This window comes from Maribacter sp. TH_r10, from assembly GCF_033101095.1.
Taxonomy (GTDB): Bacteria; Bacteroidota; Bacteroidia; order Flavobacteriales; family Flavobacteriaceae; genus Maribacter_A; species Maribacter_A luteus.
The window spans coordinates 477,755-504,236 of record NZ_JAWMPY010000001.1 but is presented as its reverse complement, the minus strand read 5'-3'; the positions used below and the strand labels follow the sequence as shown (position 1 = coordinate 504,236).

General features: G+C 37.9%; 22 protein-coding genes and 2 tRNA genes. 14 read left to right on the top strand and 10 right to left on the bottom strand.

Annotated elements, in window-relative coordinates; genetic code table 11:
* The first annotated feature begins 75 nt into the window (after positions 1–75).
* From R3X28_RS02075 to R3X28_RS02065, 3 genes are all read left to right on the top strand, one after another.
* Positions 76–936: an MBL fold metallo-hydrolase gene (locus R3X28_RS02075; RefSeq protein ID WP_154366140.1), complete on the top strand. Its 861-nt coding sequence runs from the start codon at positions 76–78 to the stop codon at positions 934–936.
* 80 nt (positions 937–1,016) lie between these two features.
* Complete coding sequence (locus tag R3X28_RS02070; RefSeq protein WP_317662027.1) at positions 1,017–2,639, top strand: S8 family peptidase; 1,623 nt, start codon at positions 1,017–1,019, stop codon at positions 2,637–2,639.
* A 21-nt stretch (positions 2,640–2,660) separates the two neighbouring features.
* A complete protein-coding gene (locus tag R3X28_RS02065; protein WP_317662026.1) occupies positions 2,661–4,520 on the top strand; it encodes a M1 family metallopeptidase in 1,860 nt (619 codons plus the stop codon).
* Between the two features lie 12 nt (positions 4,521–4,532).
* Here R3X28_RS02065 and R3X28_RS02060 read toward each other — a convergent pair whose 3' ends face one another.
* Positions 4,533–5,753: a succinylglutamate desuccinylase/aspartoacylase family protein gene (locus tag R3X28_RS02060; protein ID WP_317662025.1), complete on the bottom strand. Its 1,221-nt coding sequence runs from the start codon at positions 5,751–5,753 to the stop codon at positions 4,533–4,535.
* Positions 5,754–5,756: 3 nt separating this feature from the next.
* Positions 5,757–7,607: a CBS domain-containing protein gene (locus tag R3X28_RS02055; protein ID WP_317662024.1), complete on the bottom strand. Its 1,851-nt coding sequence runs from the start codon at positions 7,605–7,607 to the stop codon at positions 5,757–5,759.
* 197 nt (positions 7,608–7,804) lie between these two features.
* On the opposite strand from R3X28_RS02055, the gene rnpA reads away from it, so the two are divergent.
* The 4 genes from rnpA to R3X28_RS02035 all read left to right on the top strand — a co-directional run bounded on the left by rnpA (position 7,805) and on the right by R3X28_RS02035 (position 12,508).
* Complete coding sequence (rnpA, locus tag R3X28_RS02050; protein WP_317663047.1) at positions 7,805–8,215, top strand: ribonuclease P protein component; 411 nt, start codon at positions 7,805–7,807, stop codon at positions 8,213–8,215.
* Entirely contained in the window at positions 8,199–9,827 is a 1,629-nt protein-coding gene (locus tag R3X28_RS02045; protein WP_154366128.1) for a S41 family peptidase, read from the top strand. The genes rnpA and R3X28_RS02045 overlap by 17 nt, the downstream gene beginning before the upstream one ends.
* Before the next feature lie 259 nt (positions 9,828–10,086).
* Positions 10,087–11,595, top strand: coding sequence for a S10 family serine carboxypeptidase-like protein (locus R3X28_RS02040; RefSeq protein WP_317662023.1), 1,509 nt, complete (start codon positions 10,087–10,089; stop codon positions 11,593–11,595).
* A 43-nt stretch (positions 11,596–11,638) separates the two neighbouring features.
* Entirely contained in the window at positions 11,639–12,508 is an 870-nt protein-coding gene (locus R3X28_RS02035) for a fructosamine kinase family protein (protein ID WP_317662021.1), read from the top strand.
* Here the strand turns inward: R3X28_RS02035 and R3X28_RS02030 are convergent.
* Positions 12,505–13,698, bottom strand: coding sequence for an SH3 domain-containing C40 family peptidase (locus R3X28_RS02030; protein ID WP_317662019.1), 1,194 nt, complete (start codon positions 13,696–13,698; stop codon positions 12,505–12,507). The two genes, R3X28_RS02035 and R3X28_RS02030, sit on opposite strands and share 4 nt — an antisense overlap.
* A gap of 95 nt (positions 13,699–13,793) precedes the next feature.
* On the opposite strand from R3X28_RS02030, the gene dcm reads away from it, so the two are divergent.
* The 4 genes from dcm to R3X28_RS02010 all read left to right on the top strand — a co-directional run bounded on the left by dcm (position 13,794) and on the right by R3X28_RS02010 (position 18,643).
* A complete protein-coding gene (gene dcm / locus R3X28_RS02025; RefSeq protein ID WP_317662017.1) occupies positions 13,794–15,020 on the top strand; it encodes a DNA (cytosine-5-)-methyltransferase in 1,227 nt (408 codons plus the stop codon).
* Positions 15,021–15,023: 3 nt separating this feature from the next.
* A complete protein-coding gene (locus tag R3X28_RS02020; protein ID WP_317662015.1) occupies positions 15,024–15,635 on the top strand; it encodes a hypothetical protein in 612 nt (203 codons plus the stop codon).
* Positions 15,636–15,875: 240 nt separating this feature from the next.
* Positions 15,876–18,143 (top strand): glycoside hydrolase family 3 N-terminal domain-containing protein, encoded by a 2,268-nt coding sequence (locus tag R3X28_RS02015; protein ID WP_317662013.1) that lies wholly within the window; start codon positions 15,876–15,878, stop codon positions 18,141–18,143.
* Between the two features lie 125 nt (positions 18,144–18,268).
* On the top strand, positions 18,269–18,643 hold the full coding sequence (locus R3X28_RS02010) for a hypothetical protein (protein ID WP_154366116.1): 375 nt from the start codon (positions 18,269–18,271) through the stop codon (positions 18,641–18,643).
* A gap of 11 nt (positions 18,644–18,654) precedes the next feature.
* Here R3X28_RS02010 and R3X28_RS02005 read toward each other — a convergent pair whose 3' ends face one another.
* From R3X28_RS02005 to rpiB, 3 genes are all read right to left on the bottom strand, one after another.
* Positions 18,655–19,095, bottom strand: a complete 441-nt coding sequence (locus R3X28_RS02005; RefSeq protein WP_317662011.1) for a GNAT family N-acetyltransferase — start codon at positions 19,093–19,095, stop codon at positions 18,655–18,657.
* 2 nt (positions 19,096–19,097) lie between these two features.
* Positions 19,098–20,006: a cation diffusion facilitator family transporter gene (locus R3X28_RS02000; RefSeq protein ID WP_317662009.1), complete on the bottom strand. Its 909-nt coding sequence runs from the start codon at positions 20,004–20,006 to the stop codon at positions 19,098–19,100.
* A 63-nt stretch (positions 20,007–20,069) separates the two neighbouring features.
* Positions 20,070–20,501, bottom strand: a complete 432-nt coding sequence (rpiB, locus tag R3X28_RS01995) for a ribose 5-phosphate isomerase B (RefSeq protein WP_154366110.1) — start codon at positions 20,499–20,501, stop codon at positions 20,070–20,072.
* A gap of 614 nt (positions 20,502–21,115) precedes the next feature.
* Here rpiB and rnr point away from each other — a divergent pair.
* From rnr to R3X28_RS01980, 3 genes are read left to right on the top strand one after another with little or no spacing between them, the layout of a single operon-like run.
* Positions 21,116–23,305 (top strand): ribonuclease R, encoded by a 2,190-nt coding sequence (gene rnr, locus R3X28_RS01990; protein WP_317662006.1) that lies wholly within the window; start codon positions 21,116–21,118, stop codon positions 23,303–23,305.
* Positions 23,306–23,365: 60 nt separating this feature from the next.
* The gene (locus R3X28_RS01985) at positions 23,366–24,046 is read left to right on the top strand and encodes a head GIN domain-containing protein (RefSeq protein WP_317662004.1); all 681 of its coding nucleotides are present in this window, start codon (positions 23,366–23,368) and stop codon (positions 24,044–24,046) included.
* Positions 24,047–24,054: 8 nt separating this feature from the next.
* A complete protein-coding gene (locus R3X28_RS01980; RefSeq protein ID WP_154366104.1) occupies positions 24,055–24,729 on the top strand; it encodes a LysE family translocator in 675 nt (224 codons plus the stop codon).
* A 43-nt stretch (positions 24,730–24,772) separates the two neighbouring features.
* Here R3X28_RS01980 and R3X28_RS01975 read toward each other — a convergent pair.
* The 4 genes from R3X28_RS01975 to R3X28_RS01960 form a co-directional block, all read right to left on the bottom strand.
* A tRNA-Cys gene (locus R3X28_RS01975) sits at positions 24,773–24,843 on the bottom strand.
* Positions 24,844–24,918: 75 nt separating this feature from the next.
* A tRNA-Cys gene (locus R3X28_RS01970) sits at positions 24,919–24,989 on the bottom strand.
* 57 nt (positions 24,990–25,046) lie between these two features.
* The gene (gene folB / locus R3X28_RS01965; protein ID WP_317662001.1) at positions 25,047–25,406 is read right to left on the bottom strand and encodes a dihydroneopterin aldolase; all 360 of its coding nucleotides are present in this window, start codon (positions 25,404–25,406) and stop codon (positions 25,047–25,049) included.
* A 127-nt stretch (positions 25,407–25,533) separates the two neighbouring features.
* Positions 25,534–26,478: a type IX secretion system membrane protein PorP/SprF gene (locus R3X28_RS01960; RefSeq protein WP_317661999.1), complete on the bottom strand. Its 945-nt coding sequence runs from the start codon at positions 26,476–26,478 to the stop codon at positions 25,534–25,536.
* Positions 26,479–26,482 lie beyond the last annotated feature (4 nt).

Sequence of the window (26,482 nt, the reverse complement as noted above, 5' to 3'; positions counted from 1 at the left end):
ATTAATTAAATAGGGGCTAGGATAAATAAACCCTCCGCTTTTATTAATTTGCAGTTTTTTTATGATTTCCCTCACATGATATTATATCCTATAGAGACTGGTAACTTTAAATTAGATGGTGGAGCTATGTTCGGCGTTGTTCCAAAATCCATCTGGAACAATACCAATCCTGCAGATAGTAATAATATGATAGACATTGCCGCTCGCAGTTTATTGGTCGAGGATGGTGAAAGATTGGTGCTCATAGATACGGGCATGGGCAATAAGCAATCCGATAAATTTTTCGGCTATTACCATCAATGGGGAGATCACTCCTTGGATAAATCATTGGCAAAACACGGTTTTCATCGTAATGACATTACCGATGTCTTTATGACACACCTTCATTTTGACCATTGTGGAGGAAGTATCCAATGGAACAAAGATCGAACAGGTTACGAACCGGCCTTCAAAAATGCACACTTTTGGACCAATAAGGATCATTGGCAATGGGCGATTGAACCCAACGTTAGGGAGAAGGCCTCTTTCTTAAAAGAAAACTTACTCCCCATGCAAGAGAGTGGGCAATTGAAATTCATAAACAGGGGGGAAAGCACTTTTATTGAAAATTCTGAATTAGGTTTTGACATATTGTTCGTAGACGGCCATACCGACAAGCAAATGCTTCCTATTTTACGATATAAAGGCAAAAACCTTGTCTTTGCCGCCGATTTAGTGCCAACGACCGGGCATATTCCCATTCCTTACGTTATGGGATATGATACCCGACCACTATTGACCATGGAAGAAAAAAAAGTGTTCATGGATAATGCCATTTCATCTGAATATCATTTGTTCTTGGAGCATGATGCCCACCATGAAATCTGTTCCCTTAAAAAAACGGAAAGAGGTGTACGTTTAGATAAAGTGCACACTTTTGATGAATTGTTCGGTTAAGACCTAATTTTGGAACTTTTGAAAAATATCTACAGTAAATACTAATCTTTAAACATAGACATTAATTCAATTTTTATACAATGAAACATAATATTTCCAAACCTTTGATCGGGTTTTTTACAGCTATTATCTTAATGGGTTGCGGTGCAACCACCTTGATTTCTACCCCAGTGGAGAATATCGATTCCTTGCCACTGAAAGTTTCGGAATTGACCGAAAGTGAAAAAAAATCATGGAGCCATGCAGATTTATTGACCGATACCATTCCGGGTATGAGTGTTGATAAAGCATATCGTGAAATCATAGGGAAGAAAAAGGGGACTAAAATTATCGTAGCTGTCCTAGATTCGGGAATGGATCTTGAACATGAAGATTTGGATGATGTTTTATGGACCAATAAGAAAGAAAAACCCGGTAATAACATAGATGATGACAATAATGGCTTTGTAGATGATATTCATGGGTATAATCTCTTAGGTGAATCTTATGATGAGCAATTGGAATTTGCCAGAATCGTTCGTTTAAAAATCGGGGACGCGGAATTACAGGCAAAGGCCAAAGCCGAATTGGATAAAAAATATCCGGAAGCCCTAGCGAACAAACAACAGTACGAGCAGATATACCAAACCGTAAAAGGTGCGGATTCCGCAGTAAAAGAGCATCTAGGGAAATCAGAATATACCAAAAAAGATTTGGCCGCAATAGAGACAGAGGATGAAGCAATGCAAAGAAATGTGGCCGTTTTAACGCAAATGTTGACTTATGCCGATACTATTCCTGAAATATTAGAGCAATTGGAAGGTGGAATAAAACATTTCTCCGATCAGTTGAACTATAATTTAAATGCTGAATTTGACGGAAGAAAAGTCGTTGGTGACGATCCCTATGATATCATGGATACCAAGTACGGGAACGGGAACCCCCAGAACAGGGTCGAGGACGAAAGTCACGGTACCCACGTTGCTGGTATTATCGCTGCAGAAAGGAACAACGGTATCGGTGCCAATGGGGTGGCCAATAATGTTGAAATCATGAGTATTCGTGCCGTGCCCAATGGTGATGAATATGACAAGGATATAGCCTTGGGTATACGCTACGCAGTTGATAACGGCGCAAAAATCATTAATTGTAGCTTCGGTAAGTCTTATTCCCCAAATGCAGAGTGGGTTTATGATGCCATTAAATATGCCGCTTCAAAAGATGTATTGATCGTTCATGCCGCCGGTAACGATGGAAAGGACCTAGATGACCCGAACAATCCCAATTTCCCAAATGACCAAATAAACAATGGTCCGGAAATTGCTGATAACGTAATTACTGTTGGGGCATTAGATCCTAAATATGGTTCTGAGATGGTAGCCTCTTATTCGAATTATGGAAAAGTGAACGTTGATATCTTTGCTCCGGGAACTGATATTTATTCCACTATACCTCATAATGAATATGAATTTATGCCTGGTACATCCATGGCCTCACCTGCAGTGGCAGGCGTTGCCGCTTTGGTTTGGTCGCAATACCCTAGTCTAAGTGCTTCCCAAATAAAGAAAATCATTTTGGAGTCTGGCCTTAGCACTGAGACAACTGTGGTTTTAGGGGGGGATTCTTCCAAAACCAATACTATGGATAAAATCAGCAAATCAGGTAAAATGGTAAATGCCTACAACGCATTGATCATGGCCCAACAAATAGCCCGTGGTAAATAAAACTAAACACTTGATTTGAATATGCAGTTAAAAAAAACAGTACTTCTTATAGTTCTTATGGCCTTTGGGGCATTGGGGCAAGCGCAAAACAACACACCATATTGGCAACAACATGTCGATTACACCATGAAGGTCGATATGGATGTTAAAAACTATCAATATAAGGGCACACAGAAATTGGTTTATACGAACAATTCTCCCGAAGAATTGTCCCGTGTATACTATCATTTATATTTCAATGCTTTTCAGCCAGGTAGTGAAATGGATATTCGTTTACAGAATATCGAAGATCCCGATGGTAGAATGATGGAGGAAGGAAAAAGTAGGATAGCTGCTTTAAAACCCGATGAAATTGGATTTTTACATGTTTCCTCCCTATTACAGGACGGACAAAATGTTGCGTTTAATGAAGAAGGTACTGTTTTGGTCGTTGAATTGGCCAAACCTATTCCCTCAGGTGGAAAAACCACTTTTGAAATGGCCTTTAACGGACAGGTTCCTTTACAGATCCGCCGTTCTGGGCGAAATAACGAAGAGGGAGTTGCTTTATCCATGAGCCAATGGTACCCTAAGCTGGCCGAGTATGATTTTGAAGGATGGCATGCCGATCCTTATATTGCCAGGGAATTTCATGGGGTTTGGGGAGATTTCGACGTAGAACTGACCATAGACAAGGATTATGTTGTCGGTGGCACCGGCTACCTCCAAAATGCGCAAGAAATAGGGCATGGTTATGAGGCTCCTGGAACCAAAGTGAAAAAAGTAAAGGGTAAGACCCTTACCTGGCACTTTAAGGCTCCAATGGTTCATGACTTTATGTGGGCTGCAGACCCAAAATATGTTCATGACACCTTACAGGTAGAAAACGGCCCCCTACTCCATTTTCTATATAAAAACGATCCTGAAATCCGTGATAACTGGAAAAAACTTCAGCCTAAAACCGCTGAAGCCATGAAATTCTACAGTGACAATATCGGTAAATACCCTTATGAGCAATATTCAGTGATCCACGGGGGTGATGGGGGAATGGAGTATGCCATGAGTACCCTTATCACAGGCGGCCGTAAATTCGGTAGTTTGGTGGGGGTAATGACCCACGAAATGGCCCACTCTTGGTTTCAACATGTTTTGGCCACCAATGAATCCAAACATGAGTGGATGGATGAAGGTTTTACCACCTTTATCTCTACGCTCTGTATGAACAAGATCATGGAGCAAAACAAAGAGAATCCTTTTGAAAATACCTACAATGGGTACCGAAGGTTAGCGCTATCAGGTAAAGAGCAGCCCCAGACCACCCATGCCGATCGTTATGACAATAATTTTGCTTATGGAGTGTCGGCCTATAGTAAAGGTGCTGTTTTCCTTGCACAATTGGGTTATATCATTGGGCAGGATAAATTAATGGAGACCCTGCATAAATATTATGACGATTTTAAATTCGAACATCCTACTCCCAACGATTTCAAAAGAACGGCAGAGAAAGTATCCGAAATGGAACTGGATTGGTACCTGACTGATTGGACACAGACTACAAATACCATCGATTACGGTGTAAAAGATGTAATAAATGAAGGTTCCAAAACAAAAATAACTTTGGAAAGAATAGGGCTTATGCCAATGCCTTTGGATATTCTGGTAGTATATTCAGATGGTACCCGTGAAACTTTTTACGCACCCCTTCGTATGATGCGTGGGGAAAAGGAAAACCCTTACGGGGATATTCAACGAACCACTTTGCCGGATTGGCCCTGGGCATATCCTACATTTGATTTTGCTGTAGACAAGCCTATGGAGGATATAACGGCCATAATGATAGATCCTTCACAACTAATGGCCGACGTTGATCCACAAAACAATTTGTGGCAAGCCAATAATTAGAAAACCGGGGGCTTAAATCGATTTTCGGGTAGTGATCCTATACCACCAGGTATTTCTATACATCCCGTTTTTTGCTGTAAGCTCCCGATTGTTCATTATAAAATGGGTCTTGTCTATAATGCGGTTCCTATAGCCTAAAAGGTGAAAAAACGGCCTTGTGAAGAAAGTAGCGACCCTTGTATTGACCATAAGGGATTCTTTTTCTTTATTGGCCCAAGAAAGACCGGGCAAATAATGTAAAAGGGTGCCAAATCTAATCCTTCTTAAAAAAGCGGATAAGGCGAGTACCCAAAATGGGAGTTTGCGTATCAGAAAAAAGCCTTCACTACCTTGTTCCTGATACAAAGGCATAAAGATTATGGTATCTTTCTCCGCTTCTATGAACTCTTCATTTTCTATGGCTATGGGGGTTCCCTCAACCACTTCCTCAAAACTATGGAACCCAGCCATCATTTTAAATTCGCTATTGTCATCAAGGGCATGGCGGTGAACTATTTCATAAAAATTGGAGTCGTTCCCAGCGGAATTTTGAAGTTGCCCATAGTACCCTTTAAAGTTATTGATGTTGGATTTGTTTAAAAATCCGCTATACACCATGGCCAACCAAGTAAATGCGATACTGTTCTTGATCGAAGCATCCTCGGTATGTTGACCCGATTCAAAACCTAAGGAAACATAACCCCTTTCATTAATGTAACTCAACAAAGGTCCTTCTAAATACTCCTCGATACCAAGAATTATGGGTACAGGGAATAGTTTTGAGAACCTCCTATTGATCAAAGCATCGTTAATGGTGATAAAAGGCAGTGTTTTACTAGAGGTAGTATGGTAATCGATAAAATAAAAAGGTCCTTTTTCAGTTTCCAAAATACCTTGAACCAGTATAAATATTTCCAGCAACTCCTTCTCTTCGTTCAAAAGATGTTCATAGTCACTGTTCTGAATCCTTTCTATTTCTGTTTTCGTCCAAATTCGGTTCAAATCCTTATCCAGATACCGCTTACCTTTTGATAATGCAGGTAAATTACCTTTAATGGCATAAAGACTACCATGATAACTGAAATCGCCTTTACCCAATTCCTTTAGGACATTTTCGAGGGCAGTAACCCCAGCTTGTTCGTTACCATGTATTCCCCCGAAAAATATCAAAACAGGTCCCGGAGTCTCCCCTTGGATTTGACCAATAAAACGTTTGGTCTTTACATCGATCTTGGGGCTCGGGGTTTCAGTCATCTGTCAAAGATCTTTGGAGGTGACAATACCGATCAACCTATTGTTACGTACTATGGGTAAGCAATTTATCTTATTGCTCTGCATAAGGGCCTGTGCCTCTTCCAATGGTGTAGCGGGATCAACAACTATCAAATCGCGTTGCATGATGTTCTTAATGGTTTCGCCATGGTCTTCGGGACGATCCAAATACTTGACAACATCTGTCCATGTAAGAAGACCTACCAAATCCATATGATCATTAAGAATGGGTACATGGTGAATATCCTTCCAACGCATCATGCTCAACACCAATTCTAAACTGTCATTTTCCTGGGCGGTGATCATTTTGATATTCATACGTTCCCCGATTTTCCTGTTCTCTTTGGGAACCCTGAACTCATCGCCTCTTGGTAATTGCCATGCATCGATCGCATAACCCTTTTGCTGTCTTTCGTATATGGTGGCAGTCAATATTTTCAGGGCGTCAGAGGTCTTATATTCTTTTTTTAATTTTCTGAATCCTTCAACCATCCATCGTGAACCATTGGTTGATCGTACACGATGTTTGATCATCCTTAAATAGTTTTCGGCATCCTTGGGGGCTACATTCATACTATATAATCCCCTATAAGCCATGGGTAATAAATGGTCTAGGATAAGATCGTGACTTGATATCAATTTATTGTCCCAATAAAACTGGGCCGCCATTCCGTATCTAGCTGCATTGAAGAAGTTACTCTTTATGTCCTTGAAATCCATTTTGGTATGGATATTATCGAACTCTTTTGGTCTTCCTTTCATTAACCCCACCCAGAACATCATATTCGCAATCTCATCTGCCGTTGAAGGCCCGGATGGCAAATACCTGTTTTCCAATCGCATATGGGGTTTACCGTTGGTGGTGCCATAACACAGCCTATTCCATTTATAAACCGTACCATTATGCAATTTCAATGCTTTCAATTTAGGAACATTGCCTTCTTCAAGTTCCGTTAAACTATCGGTATCGAAATCAGTGGTCAGCAAGCTCCTGAATCGGATTACGGAATCCTTAAAGAAATCAACGACCGATCCTTCGGCCCAATCATTCCCAAAACCTACCCTAGATTCCCTTTCGTTAAGAATAAAGGTGCTTGCCCTTGTATCTACACTTTGTGCAAAAAGTGCAATACGTGATTCTTCCCAAAGCTCTCGACCCACTAACAAGGGGGAATTGGTGCATATGGATAAAACCGGACCGGCAATGGCTTGGGCCCAATTATAGGTTTCAGCAAAATTATTCGGATCTATTTGCAAATGCGCTTGAAAACTCGTGTTACAGCCTTCATAAAGGATTGAGTCGTGTTTAAGGTTCAACTCATCCACTCCTTTTATATGCAGTTCTATATCGTTTTTACGAACCTCGGTAATTGCTTCGTTCAGTACCTGATACCTCTTTACAGGTGTCATGTACGACAATTTTAAATGCTTTGACCTAATAGTGGGCAAAATACCCGTAAGGACCAATTTGGTATCGAATTCCTCGGCAGCTTTCTGGGCTTGATCCAAAAGTTCTTTCAACTTACCGTGCAACTCTGAAAAGCATTCACCTTTGAATTCCACAGGCTCCAAATTAATCTCAAGATTATAAAGCGCCAATTCAGAAGTAAAATACTTTTCATTCAATTTCTCCAATATCTGATCGGCATTTTTCGCAGGTTCCCATTCTTCATTTACCAAACAAAACTCTTGCTCTACCCCTACTCTTGAAACATCTTTCTCGAACATGTCGTTCTCGAGCATCAATTCCAATGCTTTTATATCAGCGATCAGCTGTTTAAGGTACATTCCCTTGTTAGGATTGCCAATTAATTTCTCAACATTCAATTCTCCCATTATCAATTGTATTAAAGTCTGCAAGTTATTGCAAAATAGGCATTATTCCATACAAGATAGAACCTTTTTATGCTGCGTACAAATGACAATTGTCATAAAAACCCATGCAACGAATTTTCTTTACTTTTGCATCATGGTATAAAGAATGTCTTTATGCATATTTAAAATAGGGTTTTACCCCATTAAGTCAGGATTCCATAAAAACGAACAACATAGAAAAACACAACTTTACTTTTCCCAGAAAAGAAAAGTTGAAGAGCAAGAAGTTGATCGAACAACTTTTCAAGGAAGGAAAGCACCTCTCGAGTTTTCCTTATAAACTTATATATTTAAAAATGGACGAACCTCTGGAAGTACGGTTTAAAACCGGAGTGGCCGTTCCTAAAAAGAATTTTAAAAGTGCCGTGAAACGAAATCGGATAAAACGATTACTACGAGAGACTTACAGACTTAACAAACATCTGGTTTTTAACAATAGTGAGGGAAACTTTACGTTTCTAATTTTATATCTTGGCAAAGACATGCCCACGTATAAACAGGTTGAAAAAGGCATGCTTGCAATTCTTCAGAAATTTCTAAATAAAATCGATAATGCAAAAGTTGATTAAGAAAAAGGTACTTATCCCGGTATTGGCGATAACTTTTTTACTTGTTGGTAGTAGTTTTAAAAGTGATTTTTTCGAAATAGCGAAACAAATAGAGATTTTTACCACGCTTTTTAAGGAACTCAACATGAATTATGTGGATGAGACCAATCCTGCGGAATTGATGGATACTGCCATAAAAAACATGCTCAATGAATTAGATCCCTATACCAAATTCTTGAACGAGCAGGACGTAGAGGCGTTTAAAATAAACAACGCAGGGGAATATTCCGGTATCGGGGCAGTGGTTCGTTCATATAATGACCGATTGTTGGTCATAGAGCCTTATAAAGATTACCCTGCCGACAAAGCGGGATTAAAAGCAGGGGATGAAATAGTCAAAATCGGAAATATCAATGTCGCTGATTTTGATGATAATGCCAGCGAACTTCTTAAAGGTGCGAACAATTCCGAAGTGGAAATAACGTACAAAAGGCAAGGTAAGACGAACACCACAACCATTAAACGTGAATCCATAGAGGTAGATGCCGTACCCTATTATGATATGGTAGATGCGAAGACTGGCTTTATCGTCTTGGCCAAATTCAATGCCAAAGCTTCTGCGCAAACCAAGGATGCCTTGTTGGATCTTAAAGGAAGAGGTGCGGAAAAGATTATTTTGGACCTTCGTGGAAACCCTGGGGGATTGCTATCAGAGGCCATTAACGTAACCAATCTTTTTGTTCCAAAAGGGGAGTTGATCGTTACCACCAAATCGAAGGTTAAAAAATTCAATTCGGAATACAGGACCAAACATAAACCCGTTGACACTGAAATTCCCTTGGTGGTTTTGGTTAACGGCAACAGTGCTTCGGCCAGTGAGATCGTTTCCGGAAGTCTTCAAGATTTAGATCGTGCCGTGATCATGGGTGCCCGTAGTTTTGGAAAAGGTCTGGTTCAAAGGCCTATGAAACTTACTTATGGAACGCAATTGAAAGTAACCATTAGCCGATACTACACTTCTTCAGGAAGGTGCATACAATCCTTGGATTATTGGAATAGGGATGAAAATGGCAATGCGGTAAGACAAACACAATTCAATGAATTTAAAACAAGGAATGGACGTAAGGTCCAGGACGGTGGTGGGGTTTTACCCGATATTCTTATTGATGAACTGAATACCAATTCGTTATTGAAGGCATTGGATGAAAACAATATTGTTTTTGATTATGCAACCGATTACTATTACACAAATAGTATTGAAAGTGTAAATGATTTCTCCTTATCTGACACAGACTTCGATACGTTCAAATCTTTTGTCGCCCAAAGTAATTTTGCTTATGAAACAAAGTCTGAAAAAGCCATTAAAGAAGCGATGTCAAGTGAGAACGATGATATCCTGGGTGATTCAGTAAAGGAAAACTATAGATCTTTATTAAATGAGATTGAAAAAAGTAAGTTGATCGCTTTGGACAAATATCATAAAGAGATCAAGAAAAAATTAGAGGATGAAATCATAAAAAGATACTTCTACCGTGAAGGGTTATTTACGTATTATTTGAACCATGACGAGGCTATTTTGGCAGCAAAAGAGTTATTGGCCAACGATAACAAATACAAGGGCATATTGCAATAAATATTACACGAAAACCCTTTTGGTTAAATATTCTTTTTCCCAATTTATAATAGTCACTACCTATCCATTTTTGGAACTAATCGAGACTTGACATTGTGTTTTTAGGTTTTATGAGCTTTATTTCCACAGAATTGGAAGTAAGACCGAGGAATAATGGTCATGATTAAGTACTTTTAATTCACCGAATGCCTTCTAAAGGAAAATCAATATACCAGAAAGACATTTTACGGTACAACGAACACATATTCCGACCCAGAAAATGAAAAAACTACTACTTGCCCTTTTTATTGCATCGCATATTTCTTTAATGGCACAAAAAGAAAAAGAAGACCCTAAAGTAGAACCCATTCCAAAACCCCAAAGTTTCGTTACTACCCATAAAGGGGTTTTTGGTGGCAAGACCTTAACGTATAAGGCTACAGCCAAGGAAACCTATCTAAAAAATGAAAAAGGAGACTCTATAGCTTCCATATGGTCGGTCGCATATACACAAGATGTTATGGTGAATAGTGCCCAAAGACCTGTAACGTTTATTTTCAATGGGGGACCAGGTTCGGCTTCCGTATGGTTACATATGGGTTTGTTCGGCCCAAAGATCGTAAAGGTCGACTCCGATGCCAAAAAAGATGATGGTGCCGCTCCTTATGACCTAAAAACCAATGAAAATGGTCTTCTTGACCTCACCGATATGGTATTTATAGACCCTGTAGGTACGGGTTATAGCCGGGTTGTTGGCAAGGGTAAAGAAAAAGACTTTTGGGGTTTAAAGGAAGATGCTTCTTCGGTTGCCCAATTCATACGATTATGGATTACCGAGAACAAGCGGTGGTTTTCCCCAAAGTATATTGCAGGTGAAAGTTACGGAACTACCCGTGCCGCAGCGGTAGGAAAAGCATTGGAGGGAAACGGACAGAATATGGCCTTGAACGGACTCATACTTATTTCCCAAGCACTGGATTATGACGGTTCTACATCAATACATAACAATATTACCTCTTATGTGACCTATTTGCCCAGTATGGCAGCTACGGCCTGGTACCATAAAAAGGCCGGACAAGGTAAAAACCTAGAGGATTTTATAGAAGAGTGCCGTAAATTCACTTATGATGTTTATACTCCGGCATTATACCGGGGATCTTTATTGACCGATAGTGAAAAAAACTCCATAGCTGAAAAAATGTCCTATTTCATTGGATTGGACAAAGACTATATCCTTAGGTCTGACCTTCGTATTCTAATGCATCGTTTTCAAAAACAATTATTGGCTGATAAGGGACTTTCAATAGGGCGGTTAGATGGGCGTTTCATGGGTGATGAGGCCGATAAGCTTTCAGAAAACCCACATTTGGGAGATGCCTCCAGTTATCAAATAAGTTCGGCGTATACCGCTGCCTTGAACCATTATTATGCTTCTTCATTACATATAGAAATGGACAGGCCTTATCTGACCTCAAACAGCAAAATCGGTAGCAAATGGCGCTGGAGAACCGTACCTGAAGGCAGTTACTGGGAGCCCGCACCGGTAAATGTTTCCAGATCCTTGGGTGAAACTATGAGGCGAAATACCGATATGAAGGTCTTGGTGGCTAGTGGATATTATGATTTGATCACCCCATTTTTTGATGCTGAATACACTTTTGCCAGAAACGGTATCGTAAAAGAAAGGGTCACAATGACCTATTATGAAGCAGGCCATATGATGTATGTTCATGAACCGGATTTAATAAAATTATCGAAAGACATTCGGAATTTCCTAACTACTGAATAAATTCAATTACCTTAAATTAGGTAATTATAAAGGTAAGTAAACTATGCTATCCTCAGGTCTTAAATCCCATTTGGGACAAATATTGGAAAGTACCATCCAAAAGGTCGAAGTTTTAAGTGGAGGCGATATTTCGAAGGCATATTGTATATATACACCAACACAACGTTTCTTCTGTAAGGTAAACAACAGCGCTATTGCAATGGAAATGTTCATTGCGGAAAAAGATGGTTTAAAGATCATTGACCATAGTAAAACCATTAGCGTACCGCAAATTTTAGGATGTGGGGAATTTGAAGGAAATTGTTTTTTATTGATGGAATTCATAGAAACAAAAAAACCGACCCAAAAGGATATGGAGACCTTTGGTCATCAATTGGCCCAAATGCATTCTTTCCCTGTTGGTGATTCCTTTGGTTGGAAACAGAACAATTTTATCGGAAGCCTACCACAATCAAATACCTATCATACTGAATGGACATATTTTTATGTACATGAGCGTTTGCTTCCCCAACTTCAAATGGTCTTGGATAAAAAGTTGTTGCACTTCAATGAAGTTCCTACAGAAAAATCACTTTTAAAAGGTTGTAAGCGATTCTTTCCCGAAATAAAACCAGCCCTGCTCCATGGTGATCTCTGGACTGGAAATTATCTCATAAGTAACGAAGGTATCCCTTATTTGATCGATCCAGCAGTGTTCTACGGACACGCTGAGGTAGATTTGGCCATGACACGCCTTTTTGGTGGTTTTGGAACTTCATTTTATAACGCTTATGCAGAACATTTCCCTATCACCAAAGGTGTTGGGGAACGAACCGATTTATACCAATTGTATTACCTCTTGGTACATTTGAATTTATTGGGAAGATCTTATTACCCTTCAGTTATGAGGTTGCTCAGAAGATATTTTGATTAATCTTTGAAAATCGGGGTATTCGCTAGATTTATCAACCCGTCTTCCTCTTCTTTCAAAATACGTTTGGAACGTAAATATCGATCTCGATTCCACGGATCAAAATTAGGGGCATTTGGATCCATACTACTAATACGCACCATATTCGAAGAATGGATAAATTCATTATTACCGATCCACATACCCACATGCACCACTTTTTCAGCTGTGGAATCTGTTGCCTTACGACCAAAAAACAACAAATCCCCTTTGATCAAGTTCTCAAAGTTTTTGGTGGAATCGATGGGCTTACCTGTATGTACCTGCTGTGAAGCATCACGGGGAATGACCATTCCGTTCAAAAAATAGATGGTTTTTGTGAAGCCACTGCAATCCACCCCTTTGGTCGATGTACCTCCCCATAAATAAGGAACTCCCATTAATTTTTTAGAAGTCGCCACCAAGGATTCCGTTGTCGTATTCAGGTGCCCTAACCATTGATCATATTGCTGTGCCTCATCGGTAGCTACAAAAGCCGTTCTCCCATCAGGGTACCTGACCTCAAAAAAATCGGATACTTGACCTATTGTTTCCAAAACCGCACCTGCCACAATATCAGAGACGACCTGTGATTCTTTATCGCTTTTGGAATAGGTATGTCCATACGTTTTTTTATAAATAATCTTTTCTGATGATTTCCACTCCACTATCGATAAGGAATCCATTAATTGAATACCTCCGGCATCGACCCACGAAAGATATTGGTCGGGGGTTTGTATTAAAAACCAATCCCCCTCTTTTTTATAGACCTTGACCGGTGTACCCAAAGTAGCTTGTGTTGCCAATTCGGCAGAATGTTTAGGTTGGCTACGTAGATTGGCCACGGAAATGTTAATAACGGCTTGGGTTTCCCCTTTAAGTCCCTTCGAAGGCAACAACTGGACACTATCAATAAAATCGATTTTGTTAGCAGTTAACTTCAATTTTAAGGCATCGACCGCATTGGGTAGGTTGCTTTCCCCTTTTAAGATGTAAGAATCACTGCTCCTAATGGCCTCTACATTAAAAAGGGCTACCCGTTTATCCGGTGCGTATTCATTTTTTACATCGGTGATCTGTTGCTGAAAGGGAATACCTGTATCCTCCTTTACCTCACATCCTTCCAACAAGAAAAAGATAATGAATACATACCTGAAAACGCACTTGAAAGTCATATACATCTATTTTTATTCAAAAGTAGATAATGATTTTTATCCTTCCCATTTCAATGTACTATTCTTTTAACCGTTTTTCGCTAATTTAGCCTCCAATGGAAAAATTAAAGGTCATAGAACTCTTTGCAGGAGTCGGTGGTTTTCGATTAGGGCTTGAAAGCACGGGTGGTTATGAGGTGGTTTGGTCCAATCAATGGGAGCCTTCAACAAAAACCCAACATGCATCAATGGTTTATGAGGCCCGGTTTGGTGCCAAAAACCATAGCAATGAAGATATTTCTGAAGTTAAAACAGATGACATACCCAATGCCGATATTTTAGTCGGTGGATTTCCGTGCCAGGATTATTCCGTGGCGACGACTTTGCAGAACTCCAAAGGATTAATTGGTAAAAAGGGCGTTTTATGGTGGTCTATACATCGTATTCTTTCAGAAAAAAAGGCACCTCCCAAATATTTATTCCTAGAAAATGTAGACCGTCTGTTAAAATCCCCATCGACGCAACGTGGGCGTGATTTTGCCATAATGCTCAAAAGCTTGGATGATTTAGGATATGCGGTAGAATGGAGGGTAATCAATGCAGCGGATTACGGAATGCCCCAAAGACGTAGACGCATATTTTTTATAGGATACCATAAATCTACCCCGTTATATAAAAGGCTGAACAAAGCGGATAAAAAAGACTGGATTACCACAGATGGTACCATGGCAAGTGCTTTCCCGATAAACAGTACATTGGAACAATTTCACGATTTCACCTTAACCAACGATTTGGTGGAGATTTCAGAGCACTTCAATAAAGGGGAAAAGTTATCCCCTTTTGCCAATAGTGGTGCCTTTATTAATGGAAAAGTTTTTACGGCAAAGACGACTCCAAATTATGACGGAGTACGAACGGTATTAGGTGATGTACTTCAAAATGGAGAAGTTACAAAGGAGTTTTTTGTACCATCGGAAGAATACCCCAAGTGGGAATATTTAAAAGGGGCCAAGAGGGAAATTAGAACGGCAAAAAGCGGTTTTGAATACAACTATAGCGAAGGGGCCATGGTCTTCCCCGATGCTTTGGACAATGCCTCCCGTACCATTATCACCGGGGAAGGTGGTCGTAGTCCGTCACGATTTAAACATGTGGTACAAACCAACAAAGGGTTGCGAAGGTTAACCCCTGTGGAACTGGAACGGTTGAACATGTTCCCGGACAATCATACACGATTGGATGGCATCTCGGATACGAAACGTGCTTTTTTTATGGGCAATGCTTTGGTCGTTGGGGTGGTTGCACAAATAGGAAAAACACTCTTCGGTAAAATCAACAACTAAATTGTGGATGCGAGTAATTTTAAAAGTGATCTACAAAAGGAAACGCAGCTTTCTACGCTTTTAGATCGCCTTTACCATAAACACTTGAGGTTTTATGATTTTGAACGCATTTCGGACCTGAATCTACAGCTTAAGGGTGTGGACTTGATCTTTACGAAAAAAAGTAATCAAAAAGCGTTTTATATTGATGAAAAAGCACAATTGGATTACATAAATGACGATTTACCCACATTCGCTTTTGAGCTGAGTTATCAAAAAAATGGAAGTCTAAGACAAGGCTGGCTGTTTGACCCTAGTAAAAAAACCGATTTCTATGCACTGGTTACCGCCATCTATTCCGATGAACCCCAGCGCTATACGTCCTGTAAAATCACAATGGTAAACCGAGCCAACCTTCTTACCTTTTTGAAAACAAAAAACCTCACCCAAGAAAACCTGGAAAACTATCAAAAAGAGGTCAATGGGAAACACGGGAAGTTTGTATTGAAAGAGCTGCATTCCCATTCAGAAGGTTATCTGTATTCATCAACAAAGAACAAAGCCGAAAAACCCTTGAATCTGATATTGAAACTCGATTTTTTGATTGAAAACGGAGTTGCCAAACGTTTGATTTAAATGTTTTTATATTTTCATGACCCTTCTAATCAGTTATGAAATCTAGGCTAAAATCCGTCCCAAATCATTACTTTTAAACATCGACTTTGTGTTTGTGCACAACGTACAAAACACCATTTTCATTATTCATTTTTTTAAATGACTTCTATGCGGTTATTCAAATATATTACTACTACCATAGCATGTTTAAGCCTCATAACGGTATGCTATTCTCAAAAGAAGAAGGATAAACTACCCTATATGGATAGTAATCTTGAGGTTGAACTCCGAGTCAATGATCTGTTGGGCCGTATGACATTGGAGGAAAAAATCTCACAGATGCAGATGGTAAGCTTATCTTCCTTAGGATTCGACAAAAATGAAAAAGTAAGTCCGAGTTCTTTGGATAGTTTATTTCAAGGACAAAGCATTGGTTGTCTGGAGAGTCCGTTTATAGGAGTAGACCAAATCGCAAAGCTTTCTGAAGCTGCGGATGACTATCTTCGTAATAATACAAGACTGGGTATACCTGCCATTCAAATTGCAGAATGCCTGCATGGGCAGTTGGCCTTTGGCGCTACCATCTTTCCACAGGCCATTGCGCAAGGAAGTACTTGGAATACCGAACTTATACAAAGAATGAGTGCCCATATTGCTTACGAAGCGAGCCTTTCTGGTGTTGATCAAGCCTTATCGCCTCTTTTTGATTTGGCTAGGGACCCAAGATATGGTAGGGTTGAAGAATGTTATGGGGAAGACCCCTTTCATGTAGCCGAAATGGGAAAAGCTTTTGTAATCGGTATGCAAGGAAATCCAGAGGTAACAAAAGAACATATACCGGATAATAAACTTATGTGTACGGCTAAACACTTTGTAGCCTATAGCACACCGATTGCAGGTATTAATTTGGGACCTAATAATGTTGGACCAAGGGATTTGAGGGATTTACACTTATATCCGTTCAAAAAGGTAATACAGGAAGCAAACATTTATTCGGTTATGCCTGCCTACAATGAACTTAATGGCATTCCACTACATAGCAATGAATATCTAATGAAAGATATTCTTCGTAATGAATTGGGTTTTAAAGGCTATGTATTTTCTGATTATGAGGCTATTTGGATGTTAGAACATTTTCATAAAGTAACCCATGACAAGAAAGAGACCGCTATTGAAGCAATAAAGGCAGGTATTGATCTTGAAGCACCAAAACCCTATGCATTTTCAGAATTGGAAGAACTTATAAAAGATGGTAAAATAGATATCTCTTTGATCGATCAAGCAGTTACTAACATTCTTACCGCTAAATTCAAAGCAGGTCTTTTTGAAAAACCTTATAACGCCCCTAAAAAAGTTTCGGATATGGTTCATACTCAAGAAGCAAAAAACCTTGCACGTGAAGTAGCCGAGGAATCGATAATACTTCTTAAAAACCAAAATGACCTATTGCCTTTGAAAACTTCCAACCTTAATTCAATCGCTATTATAGGTCCCAACGCGGATCAGGTTCAATATGGAGATTATAGTGCCACTAAGGATAATGCATCTGGGGTAACCATTTTGGAGGGAATAAAGAATTATGTAAACAATACTATTAAAGTAAACTACGCCCAAGGGTGTACCATTACCGGTCTCGATAATAGTGATATCCCTGCAGCCGTGGCAGCAGCAGAACAAAGTGATGTTGTTGTTTTGGTGATTGGGGGAACAAGTATGACCTTATCGGGTATTGGATGGGGAAAGGATATTCCCGGTGATTATGCAACTTCGGGAGAAGGTTTTGATAGAACCTCCTTAACACCGCCAGGCATTCAACCAGAATTGATTAAGGCCATATATGATACAGGTAAACCTATAATATTGGTCATGGTTCATGGGCGTGCCTATTCAATTGAATGGGAAAAAGAACATATACCTGCTATTGTCGAGGCATGGTATCCTGGGGAAGAAGGAGGAAATGCCGTTGCGAATATCCTTTTTGGGGAAGTGAATCCGTCAGGAAAATTACCGGTTTCGGTACCAAAAAGTGTAGGGCACGTGCCAACTTTTTATAATACGAAACCCTCAGGTAAGGGTTTTTATTACAAAAGGGGAACAAAAGAAAAACCAGGAAGGGATTATGTATTTTCCTCACCGGATGCCCTATTTCCCTTTGGTCATGGATTAAGTTATACCCAGTTCGAATATTCCGATTTAAAAGTAGAAAATACAAAGCTTGATAGGAAAGAGTCCGTAAACATATCAATGGCCATAAAGAACATTGGTATAAGAAAAGGTAAAGAAGTAATCCAGGTATATATCAACGATAAAATCAGTTCGGTTACCACTCCTATAAAAGTTTTGAAAGAATTTAGGAAAATTGAGCTGAAACCATCTGAGACCAAGAAGGTTGAATTTTCCATACCGATTGAAGAACTCGGTTTATGGAATAAAAATATGGAATATTCGATAGAATCGGGAGAATTCGACATCATGATAGGCAGTTCCTCTGAAGACATACGCCTTACAAAAACCATAATGATCAACTAGGAAGGGTTCCTATTGTTGAAAATTAGATCCAATTACCTTATTTAATAAAATTTATTTTAACTTAATTCATTGTTAATCAATACTTAAAATTTGTTTTTATAAGAATTTTCCACTACTTTGGAAATATGATCAAAATAGATAAAACAGAGAATTTAGAATTTTTAGAGAAGTCCATTCACCATTTGGAAGCAACTGGTTTTGAAAATATCAAAGCTGATATGGAAGGGTACGAAACCCCAAAATCTTACATTCGAAAAGAAAGCGGTGTTAAAATTACCCCGGACATCGTAGCGCTGAAAAACGGAATCAAATATATTTTTGAAATCAGCCTAAAATCTGAAAAGCCGTTGCTATTGAAATCTAAATGGTTGTTTTTGGATACTTTGAGTCGACTAAAATCGAATCGTTTTCGAATTATCACTACTAAGGGGCATTACAAATTCACCAATAATATGCTTGAAGATATTAACCTTACCAACAAATCACCCATTCGTATTTAAATAGCTTCCAATTACTTTTTTAACATACCTATATGGGGAATACCATCTTCTAGATATTCTTGCCCAATTTCTATAAATCCTAAAGAATTATAGAATTTCTTAAGATACTTCTGTGCTGATATCTTAATGGTGGTTTCTTTGAAATTATCCTGAACAGCTTGTATGGAAGCATTCATAATTTCATAACCATAGCCATATTTTCGTTCTGATTCCTTGACTACCACACGACCTATACTGGCTTCTTTAAAATAATCACCAGGTTTGAATATTCGGGTGTAGGCGACTACCTCGTTGTTTTTAATTCCAAGAACGTGAAGTGCTTTTTGATCTTTTTGATCTATATCTTGGTATACACAGTCCTGTTCAACCACAAAAACTTCGGACCGTAGTCGTAATGTGCTATATAGTTCTTGTATTGAAAGTGCTTCGAATTCTTTTACTACTATGTCCATTATTAATCTTGTACGATTATCTGTTTGGCGTCGCATTTACCAAATTCAGGCTGAATATTAACATGATTTATTCCAAAGTTATGGTATACCTCTTCCTCTATTTTATCCAAAATAACATCAAACTCGGAAAGTTTTATATCTTTTTGAAAATCTATATGGGCCTCAAGATGAACCTCATCCTCGTTCAATTGCCAAATATGCACATGGTGCACATTTTTTATAGGTTCAATTTTACTAATGGCCTCAACGATATTTTGAACATGAATGGTACTTGGTGTAAATAACATGAGTACCCTAGTCGATTCTTTTAAGAGATCGTATCCCATGAATATTAGGTAAACGGCTATAGCCAAGGTCAAAGTTGGATCAACCCAATACATTTGAAAGAATTTCATTAACAACCCCCCTATCAATACGGCAACAGAAGCCAACATATCGGTTAAAAGATGTAAATAAGCCGATTTCATATTCATATTATTATCAGCATGTTTTTTCAACAATAAAACACTGAAACCATTGGCTGCAATTCCTAAAAGGGATAACCAAATAACAAGGTTAGATTCAATAGGTATAGGATTTAAAAAACGCTCTATTGCTTCTTTTATCAATATAATGGCAACGATAATCAATGTAGCGGCATTTACGAAAGCTGCAATGATCTCTGCCCTTTTATATCCGAATGTTTTATTGGTACAAGCCTTCTTCTTGGAGAGGATGGTCGCAACATAACTCACGATCAAAGAAAGTACATCGCTGAAATTATGGAGTGCATCTGACAATAGGGATAAACTACCTGAAATAAGTCCACCAATAACCTGGGAAACCGTTATAAGAATATTCAGGAATATAGATATAATAAGGTTCTTTCCTTTTAGGTCTGTATGGGCATGTGAATGATGATGATGTGCCATAAGAATAATTAAAAGGTTCGATGAAAAAAATTCATCAAATCGAAAAATATAAAAATCTGCTTTTTATGAACAAGGTATCTTTTCAATACGTCTTTCATGTCTTCCGCCCTCAAAATTGGTATTCAAAAATACCTGTACCATTTCCAAGGCTTGGGGTAAAGAAATATATCTTGCCGGTAAACTCAAAATATTCGCATCATTGTGTTCTCGGGCCAATTGCACGATCTCTTTGTTCCAACAAAGGGCACAACGTATTTTTTGGTGTTTATTGGCGGTCATTGACGCACCATTGCCACTGCCACATATTATTATGCCAAAATCCACTTTTTCTTGCTCAACATCTTCTGCAACAGGATGCACAAAATCAGGATAATCTACACTATCACTACCATTGGTACCATAATTGGTGACTTCAATATCCATCGATTTTAATAGACCTATAATTGCTAGTTTATATTCTGTTCCCGCGTGATCGTTACCTATAGAAATTTTCATGATAATAAAATAAGGGTATGTTATATACAAAGGTACAATAACATTGTTATCCACAATAATAAAGAAGCTTTCACGTTAATAGTATATTATAATCAAATTACAATGTTATTATCTCTCCTTTATCATTTGTTAACTTGTTTATAAATAAGTAGAAAATAGTAGTATCTAAATTTTGTTATTACCATTCCTTTTTGTTGTACAAAACAATACTATAAGAAAAGAATTTACTTCTTAGAAAATAATAGGAAGATATTAAATTAATTCTGTTCGTAGTTAACAATAAATCAACTTATACTTATCAATAATTTAATGTTGAAACAGGTTATCAATATGCGTTGATAAAATTTATAATCCCCTGATTCATAAAAGAAATATAAAATGATAAGTTGTCAATAAACTGTTTTAATACAACAAACCTACTTTTTAAACATTTTTTTATAACTACTATTAACAAGCAATCATAAACATCATTTTGTTTTTTAATTAATAAAAGAAAAATAGATATATATAATATATGTTGATAACATTGATCAATGTAAAATAAAGCTTAAGGTAATATGTATCATATAGGTAATGGATTATAATTTGTAATTTTCCACTCAAATAGAATTTTAATGTCGAAGAAGAAAAAGAAAGCAAGAAACCATAGAATAAACGAAATAACCAAAGGAATTTTTACCGTACTTGAAAAAGACCCTAAAAAAGGTTTCACTTATAAACAAATAGCCGAAAGAATCGGTGTTACTGATGCCAATGAACGCAATCAGCTAATAAAAAAACTTACCCAACTTAAAGAGAAAAAAAGAATTTTGGAAGAGACCAGAGGTCATTTCAAAGCAGTTCCATCCACTAAAACATACCATACGGGTAAAGTAGATATAACAGGTAGAGGCAATGCATATATTATTGTGGAAGGAATGGATGAAGATGTTTTCGTTCCTTTTAATAAATTAAAGAAAGCTTTTCATAAAGATATCGTTGAGGTTTATATTTTCCCGAAAAGGAAAGGAAAAAAATTGGAAGGTGAAATTACCAAGGTCTTAGAAAGAAACAAAACCTCTTTCGTGGGTATCGTGGATATGCAAAAGACCTTTGCTTTTGTAAGACCTTCAGATTTTAGAATGTACACCGATATTTTCGTACCAAAAGAAAAAATAAACGGTGCCCAAGATGGTGATAAGGTAATTGTTGAAATAACGGAATGGCCAGATAATACGGATTCGCCTTTCGGATCCATTACCGATGTTTTAGGTAAACCTGGGGAACACCAGACAGAAATACATTCAATTTTGGCGGAGTATGGTTTACCTTATGAATTTCCTCATGAGGTTGAGCAATATGCCAATAAAATAGATACATCGATAAAACCTGGGGAAATAGCCAAAAGAAGGGATATGAGAAAGGTACTTACCTTTACGATAGACCCTAAAGATGCAAAGGATTTCGATGATGCCCTTTCTTTTGAGATTTTGGATAATGGTAATTATGAAATAGGAATACACATTGCCGATGTATCGCATTATTTAAAACCGGATACTTTATTGGATGATGAGGCCTATAATAGGGCAACCTCGGTTTACCTTGTAGATCGTGTAGTACCCATGTTGCCCGAAGTACTTTCTAATAATGCCTGTTCTTTACGACCAAACGAGGAAAAATATACATTTTCCGCAATTTTTGAATTGAACGGTAAAGCTCAGATCCAAAATCAATGGTTCGGTAGAACCGTTATAGATTCCAATGAACGCTTTGCCTATGAAGAAGCGCAGCATATTATTGAGAATGGTAATGGTAGTATACCTGACGAAATATCTATTCGTGGAGGAGCTTACACGGTTTCAGATGATGTTGTAAAGGCTACTTTGATAATGGATAAGTTAGCGAAGATCATGCGGGATAAAAGAATGCAACAAGGCGCTATTTCCTTTGATAAGGTTGAGGTTCGTTTTAATTTGAACGAAAACAATGAACCTGAAAGTGTTTATTTTAAAGAAGCCAAGGATGCCAATAAATTAATTGAGGAATTTATGTTACTTGCCAATCGTAAAGTAGCTGAGTTCATTGGAAAACAGAAGCCAAAGAAAACCTTTGTTTACCGAACACATGCCGATCCCGATGAAGATAAGTTAATTGCCCTGAATTCGATTATTTCAAGGTTCGGACATAAGTTGGACTTTAAAGACAAAAAGTCGATAAGTGCCTCTTTAAACCAGCTTCTCGAGGATGTTAAGGGTAAAAAAGAACAGAATTTGGTAGATACCCTTGCCATTCGAAGTATGAGTAAGGCCATTTATACCACCGATAATATAGGCCATTACGGTTTAGCCTTTGATTATTACACTCATTTTACTTCCCCAATTCGTAGATATCCCGATGTAATGGTACATCGTTTATTACAGCATTATTTAGATAATGGTGCTTCAGCCAAGGAAGAAGTATATGAGGATAAATGTAAACACTCTTCGGATATGGAAAGTTTGGCGGCCAACGCGGAACGTGATTCCATTAAGTACATGCAGATCAAGTTTATGCAGGATCATCAGGACCAAGAATTCGTCGGTGTTATTTCAGGGGTAACCGAATGGGGCATCTATGTCGAGATTATCGAGAATAAGTGCGAAGGCATGGTACGAATACGTGATATAAAAGGGGATTATTTTATCTTTGATGAAAAGGAATACGCCATTGTTGGTGAGCGTACCAAACAATCATATCAATTAGGGGATGAAGTCATAGTAATGGTAAAAAATACAGATCTTATAAAACGCCATCTAGACTTTTCACTCATCGGAAAGAACGAATAAATTCGTTTTTTGGAATAGAATTTGTTTAAGTTAGTAAGAAAATACCTAAAAACTGAAACAATGAAAAATTTGGTTTGGCTTGTGGTGCTCTTATTTGTTTGTCAAATATCAGTAGCTCAGGACGATAAAATTACCCAGGATCTTCAACCATTTTCAGAGGTGAAAGCTTTTGATGGTTTGTCTATAAATCTAATCAAATCCACTGAAAATAAAGCTGTTATTTCCGGCGTAAATACTGATAATGTTGTGATTGTCAATAATGCTGGCATTTTAAAAATACGAATGCAGATAACTAAAATATTCAGCGGTTATAGAACTTTTATAGATCTGTATTACACGGATAAAATAGTGGTAGTAGATGTAAATGAAGATGCAAGGATTTCTTCTCAAGAAGCCATTACCCAGGATGTTTTGGAACTTAAAGCACAAGAAGGAGGCGAGTTGAATATTAATGCGAATGTAGAGCAATTGTTGATAAAAGCCGTTACGGGTGGGGTTATAAAAAGTTCTGGAACGGCTAAACTACAAGACGTAGCGATTAATACAGGAGGCGTTTATAAAGGAAAAGATTTGATTACAAAGTTTTCTACCATAAATGTCAATGCAGGTTCTAAAGCAGAAATTTATGCTTCTGATTATGTAAAGGCTACTGTAAAAGCCGGTGGAGAGGTTTTAGTATATGGCGACCCCACAAAAATGGATGAAAAAACAGTATTCGGTGGAATAATAACTAGAATGTAGGATTACTAATGTTAGATGATATACAAGCAGCGATTCCGTTGGGCTTTTTATTGAGCTTTATGATCGGTCCGGTGTTTTTCGTGCTTTTGGAAACCAGTGCCGTTAAAGGATTTAGGGCAGCTTTGTCTTTTGATATAGGTGTTATATTGGCCGATATTCTTTTTTTAACGTTAGCTTATTTCAGTAGTTTCCAACTACTCGAGAATTTAAGTAATCAACCTGGTCTGTATGTTTTTGGTGGGGTAATATTATTGGTCTACGGTATTACTACGTATTTTAAAACCGATGTAAAAAAATCTAAACCTTCATTAAGAACTAAAAAGAGCGATTATCTAAGTTTGTTCGTAAAGGGATTTTTATTGAATTTCATCAATATAGGAGTACTTGTGTTCTGGTTGGGTATTATTATCGTAGTAGGGCCTAGTTTAAACAATGACCCCAATCGTATTGTTGTTTTCTTTGCGGCCATGTTGGGAGCTTACTTAACCACCGATATCTTTAAGATATTATTGGCAAAACAATTAAAAAGAAAACTTACCTATAAAAGAATCTCTCGCATTAAAAAAGGTTTGGGAATAATACTCATCATTTGTGGTTTGGTCCTTATTACAAAAGGATTTTTACCAAAAGATAAATTCAATATTGAAAAAGGAATTGAGCAGATTGAACAGATAAGGGAATAGTTTAAAATAAAAAAAACTCCTTGAAAAAGGAGGTTTTTTTAAGAGGCATCGAATGGAATCGAACCACTGTATAAGCCCTTGCGGGGCCTAGCCTAGCCACTCAGCCACAATGCCATTTTTGGAGGTTGAAATTTTGAAGCTAATCCATCAATTTCAAAAAGACTCTTTAAAAACTTAAGGAGTTTAAAGAGGCATCGAGCGGATTCGAACCGCTGTACAAGCTTTTGCAGAGCTGTGCCTAGCCACTCGGCCACGATGCCATTTTAGTTTTGGAAGTGCAAAGGTAGCATCTTATTCTTAGGTTTCAAAACTATTGTTTATGATCTTTTAGAACGTAAAATCGTAGTCACCATTTCAACATCACCACCTATTGGGGGATTTATTTTAGAGACGGCTACTTTTATTTTTGAAACAGTTATTAATTCCTTTAATACCCTATCTATGATTCTTTTTGCTACATGTTCAAGTAATTTGGAAGGAATACCCATTTCCTCTTTAACGATGCGGTTTATATGAACATAATCAACGGTATCAATAAGATTATCCGATACGGCGGCTTTCTTTAAATCTGTCTTTACAGAAATATCAACACGATATTCACTGCCGATGATACTTTCCTCTTCCAAACACCCGTGTTGGGCATGTAACCGAATATTCGTTAATTTTATTATCCCCATTGGTTTACTAAAAATTTCTGGCAAAATTAAATCAATCTAATGAGAAAAGGTCTCAAAAATGCCAATTTTAGTTTAGTAATATTCCCTAATTTCATTGAAGCGAATCGGTTTTATTGCTTGATTCTATTTAGTACGTACACCTACAATTACTGATTCCTTGGAAAAGGTCTACACCTAATGTTATAACATGGGTTCCTGTACTATAGCCAAGTATTTCGTTCAGGATAATCTGATAAGAGTAACCAAAATAAAAATTATTCTTTTTAAGTCCCACGATTGGAGCAATATACAGTGGATCACCAATCTGGTCGTTCAAGAAACGATAAGTTACCCCTGCATAATAATAATCCTCAAAATCGTACCATCTGAATTTTACGTTCAAATCGGTCACCGATCTACCATCACTTTCAAAAAGTTGGAAGAAAACCGAAGGTTCTATTTCCATTCTACTGTTCTTGTTCTTGGTATATCTATACCCCGTATATGCATAATAATTACGTAAGGTATTAGGTTCAAATACAGGATTGAATTTGGTAAGATCCTTATTCAAAATATTAGAAGCATTCAAACTGAAGTAAAACTTGTCATAGCGATACATGACCCCAACGTCAAAGTTGTGGTTGGTCGTGGCCCTATCATCGGTTACACTGGGATCCAATGCATCGAAATTTTCAATATCTATTCTAAATTGATTGAAGTTATACGACAATCCGAAAGACAGAAACTCATCATCATAACGATCTAGGGTTAAGTGATGGGCAAATGACAATCGGGCACCTCTTTGTTTGGTTTCGCCATTACTATCATTATACAAAAGTGCACCGATTCCCGATCTTTCACCAATACGCATATCGGCGGCCAATGATTGGGTGTCTGGGGCATCTTCTATACCTACCCATTGTGTAAGTCCGTTTACACGAATTTTTACATGATCACCAATACCTGCATAGGTCGGGGACATTACAAAAGGGTTATCTGCCAAATACTGTGAAAGTTGGGGTATCGTAAGTTCTTGGGCCTTTGCGAAAAAAGCACTTACAAGAAGCAGAACTGTTATAAAATTTGTACGCATTATC

What these genes read in the sequence shown, in the direction of transcription:
- R3X28_RS02075 (WP_154366140.1), top strand. Translation starts at nt 76, where the DNA reads ATGATATTATATCCTATAGAGACTGGTAACTTTAAATTAGATGGTGGA.
- R3X28_RS02070 (WP_317662027.1), top strand. Translation starts at nt 1,017, where the DNA reads ATGAAACATAATATTTCCAAACCTTTGATCGGGTTTTTTACAGCTATT.
- R3X28_RS02065 (WP_317662026.1), top strand. Translation starts at nt 2,661, where the DNA reads ATGCAGTTAAAAAAAACAGTACTTCTTATAGTTCTTATGGCCTTTGGG.
- R3X28_RS02060 (WP_317662025.1), bottom strand. Translation starts at nt 5,753, where the DNA reads ATGACTGAAACCCCGAGCCCCAAGATCGATGTAAAGACCAAACGTTTT.
- R3X28_RS02055 (WP_317662024.1), bottom strand. Translation starts at nt 7,607, where the DNA reads ATGGGAGAATTGAATGTTGAGAAATTAATTGGCAATCCTAACAAGGGA.
- R3X28_RS02045 (WP_154366128.1), top strand. Translation starts at nt 8,199, where the DNA reads ATGCAAAAGTTGATTAAGAAAAAGGTACTTATCCCGGTATTGGCGATA.
- R3X28_RS02040 (WP_317662023.1), top strand. Translation starts at nt 10,087, where the DNA reads ATGAAAAAACTACTACTTGCCCTTTTTATTGCATCGCATATTTCTTTA.
- R3X28_RS02035 (WP_317662021.1), top strand. Translation starts at nt 11,639, where the DNA reads ATGCTATCCTCAGGTCTTAAATCCCATTTGGGACAAATATTGGAAAGT.
- R3X28_RS02030 (WP_317662019.1), bottom strand. Translation starts at nt 13,698, where the DNA reads ATGACTTTCAAGTGCGTTTTCAGGTATGTATTCATTATCTTTTTCTTG.
- dcm (WP_317662017.1), top strand. Translation starts at nt 13,794, where the DNA reads ATGGAAAAATTAAAGGTCATAGAACTCTTTGCAGGAGTCGGTGGTTTT.
- R3X28_RS02015 (WP_317662013.1), top strand. Translation starts at nt 15,876, where the DNA reads ATGGATAGTAATCTTGAGGTTGAACTCCGAGTCAATGATCTGTTGGGC.
- R3X28_RS02010 (WP_154366116.1), top strand. Translation starts at nt 18,269, where the DNA reads ATGATCAAAATAGATAAAACAGAGAATTTAGAATTTTTAGAGAAGTCC.
- R3X28_RS02005 (WP_317662011.1), bottom strand. Translation starts at nt 19,095, where the DNA reads ATGGACATAGTAGTAAAAGAATTCGAAGCACTTTCAATACAAGAACTA.
- R3X28_RS02000 (WP_317662009.1), bottom strand. Translation starts at nt 20,006, where the DNA reads ATGGCACATCATCATCATTCACATGCCCATACAGACCTAAAAGGAAAG.
- rpiB (WP_154366110.1), bottom strand. Translation starts at nt 20,501, where the DNA reads ATGAAAATTTCTATAGGTAACGATCACGCGGGAACAGAATATAAACTA.
- rnr (WP_317662006.1), top strand. Translation starts at nt 21,116, where the DNA reads ATGTCGAAGAAGAAAAAGAAAGCAAGAAACCATAGAATAAACGAAATA.
- R3X28_RS01985 (WP_317662004.1), top strand. Translation starts at nt 23,366, where the DNA reads ATGAAAAATTTGGTTTGGCTTGTGGTGCTCTTATTTGTTTGTCAAATA.
- R3X28_RS01980 (WP_154366104.1), top strand. Translation starts at nt 24,055, where the DNA reads ATGTTAGATGATATACAAGCAGCGATTCCGTTGGGCTTTTTATTGAGC.
- folB (WP_317662001.1), bottom strand. Translation starts at nt 25,406, where the DNA reads ATGGGGATAATAAAATTAACGAATATTCGGTTACATGCCCAACACGGG.
- R3X28_RS01960 (WP_317661999.1), bottom strand. Translation starts at nt 26,478, where the DNA reads ATGCGTACAAATTTTATAACAGTTCTGCTTCTTGTAAGTGCTTTTTTC.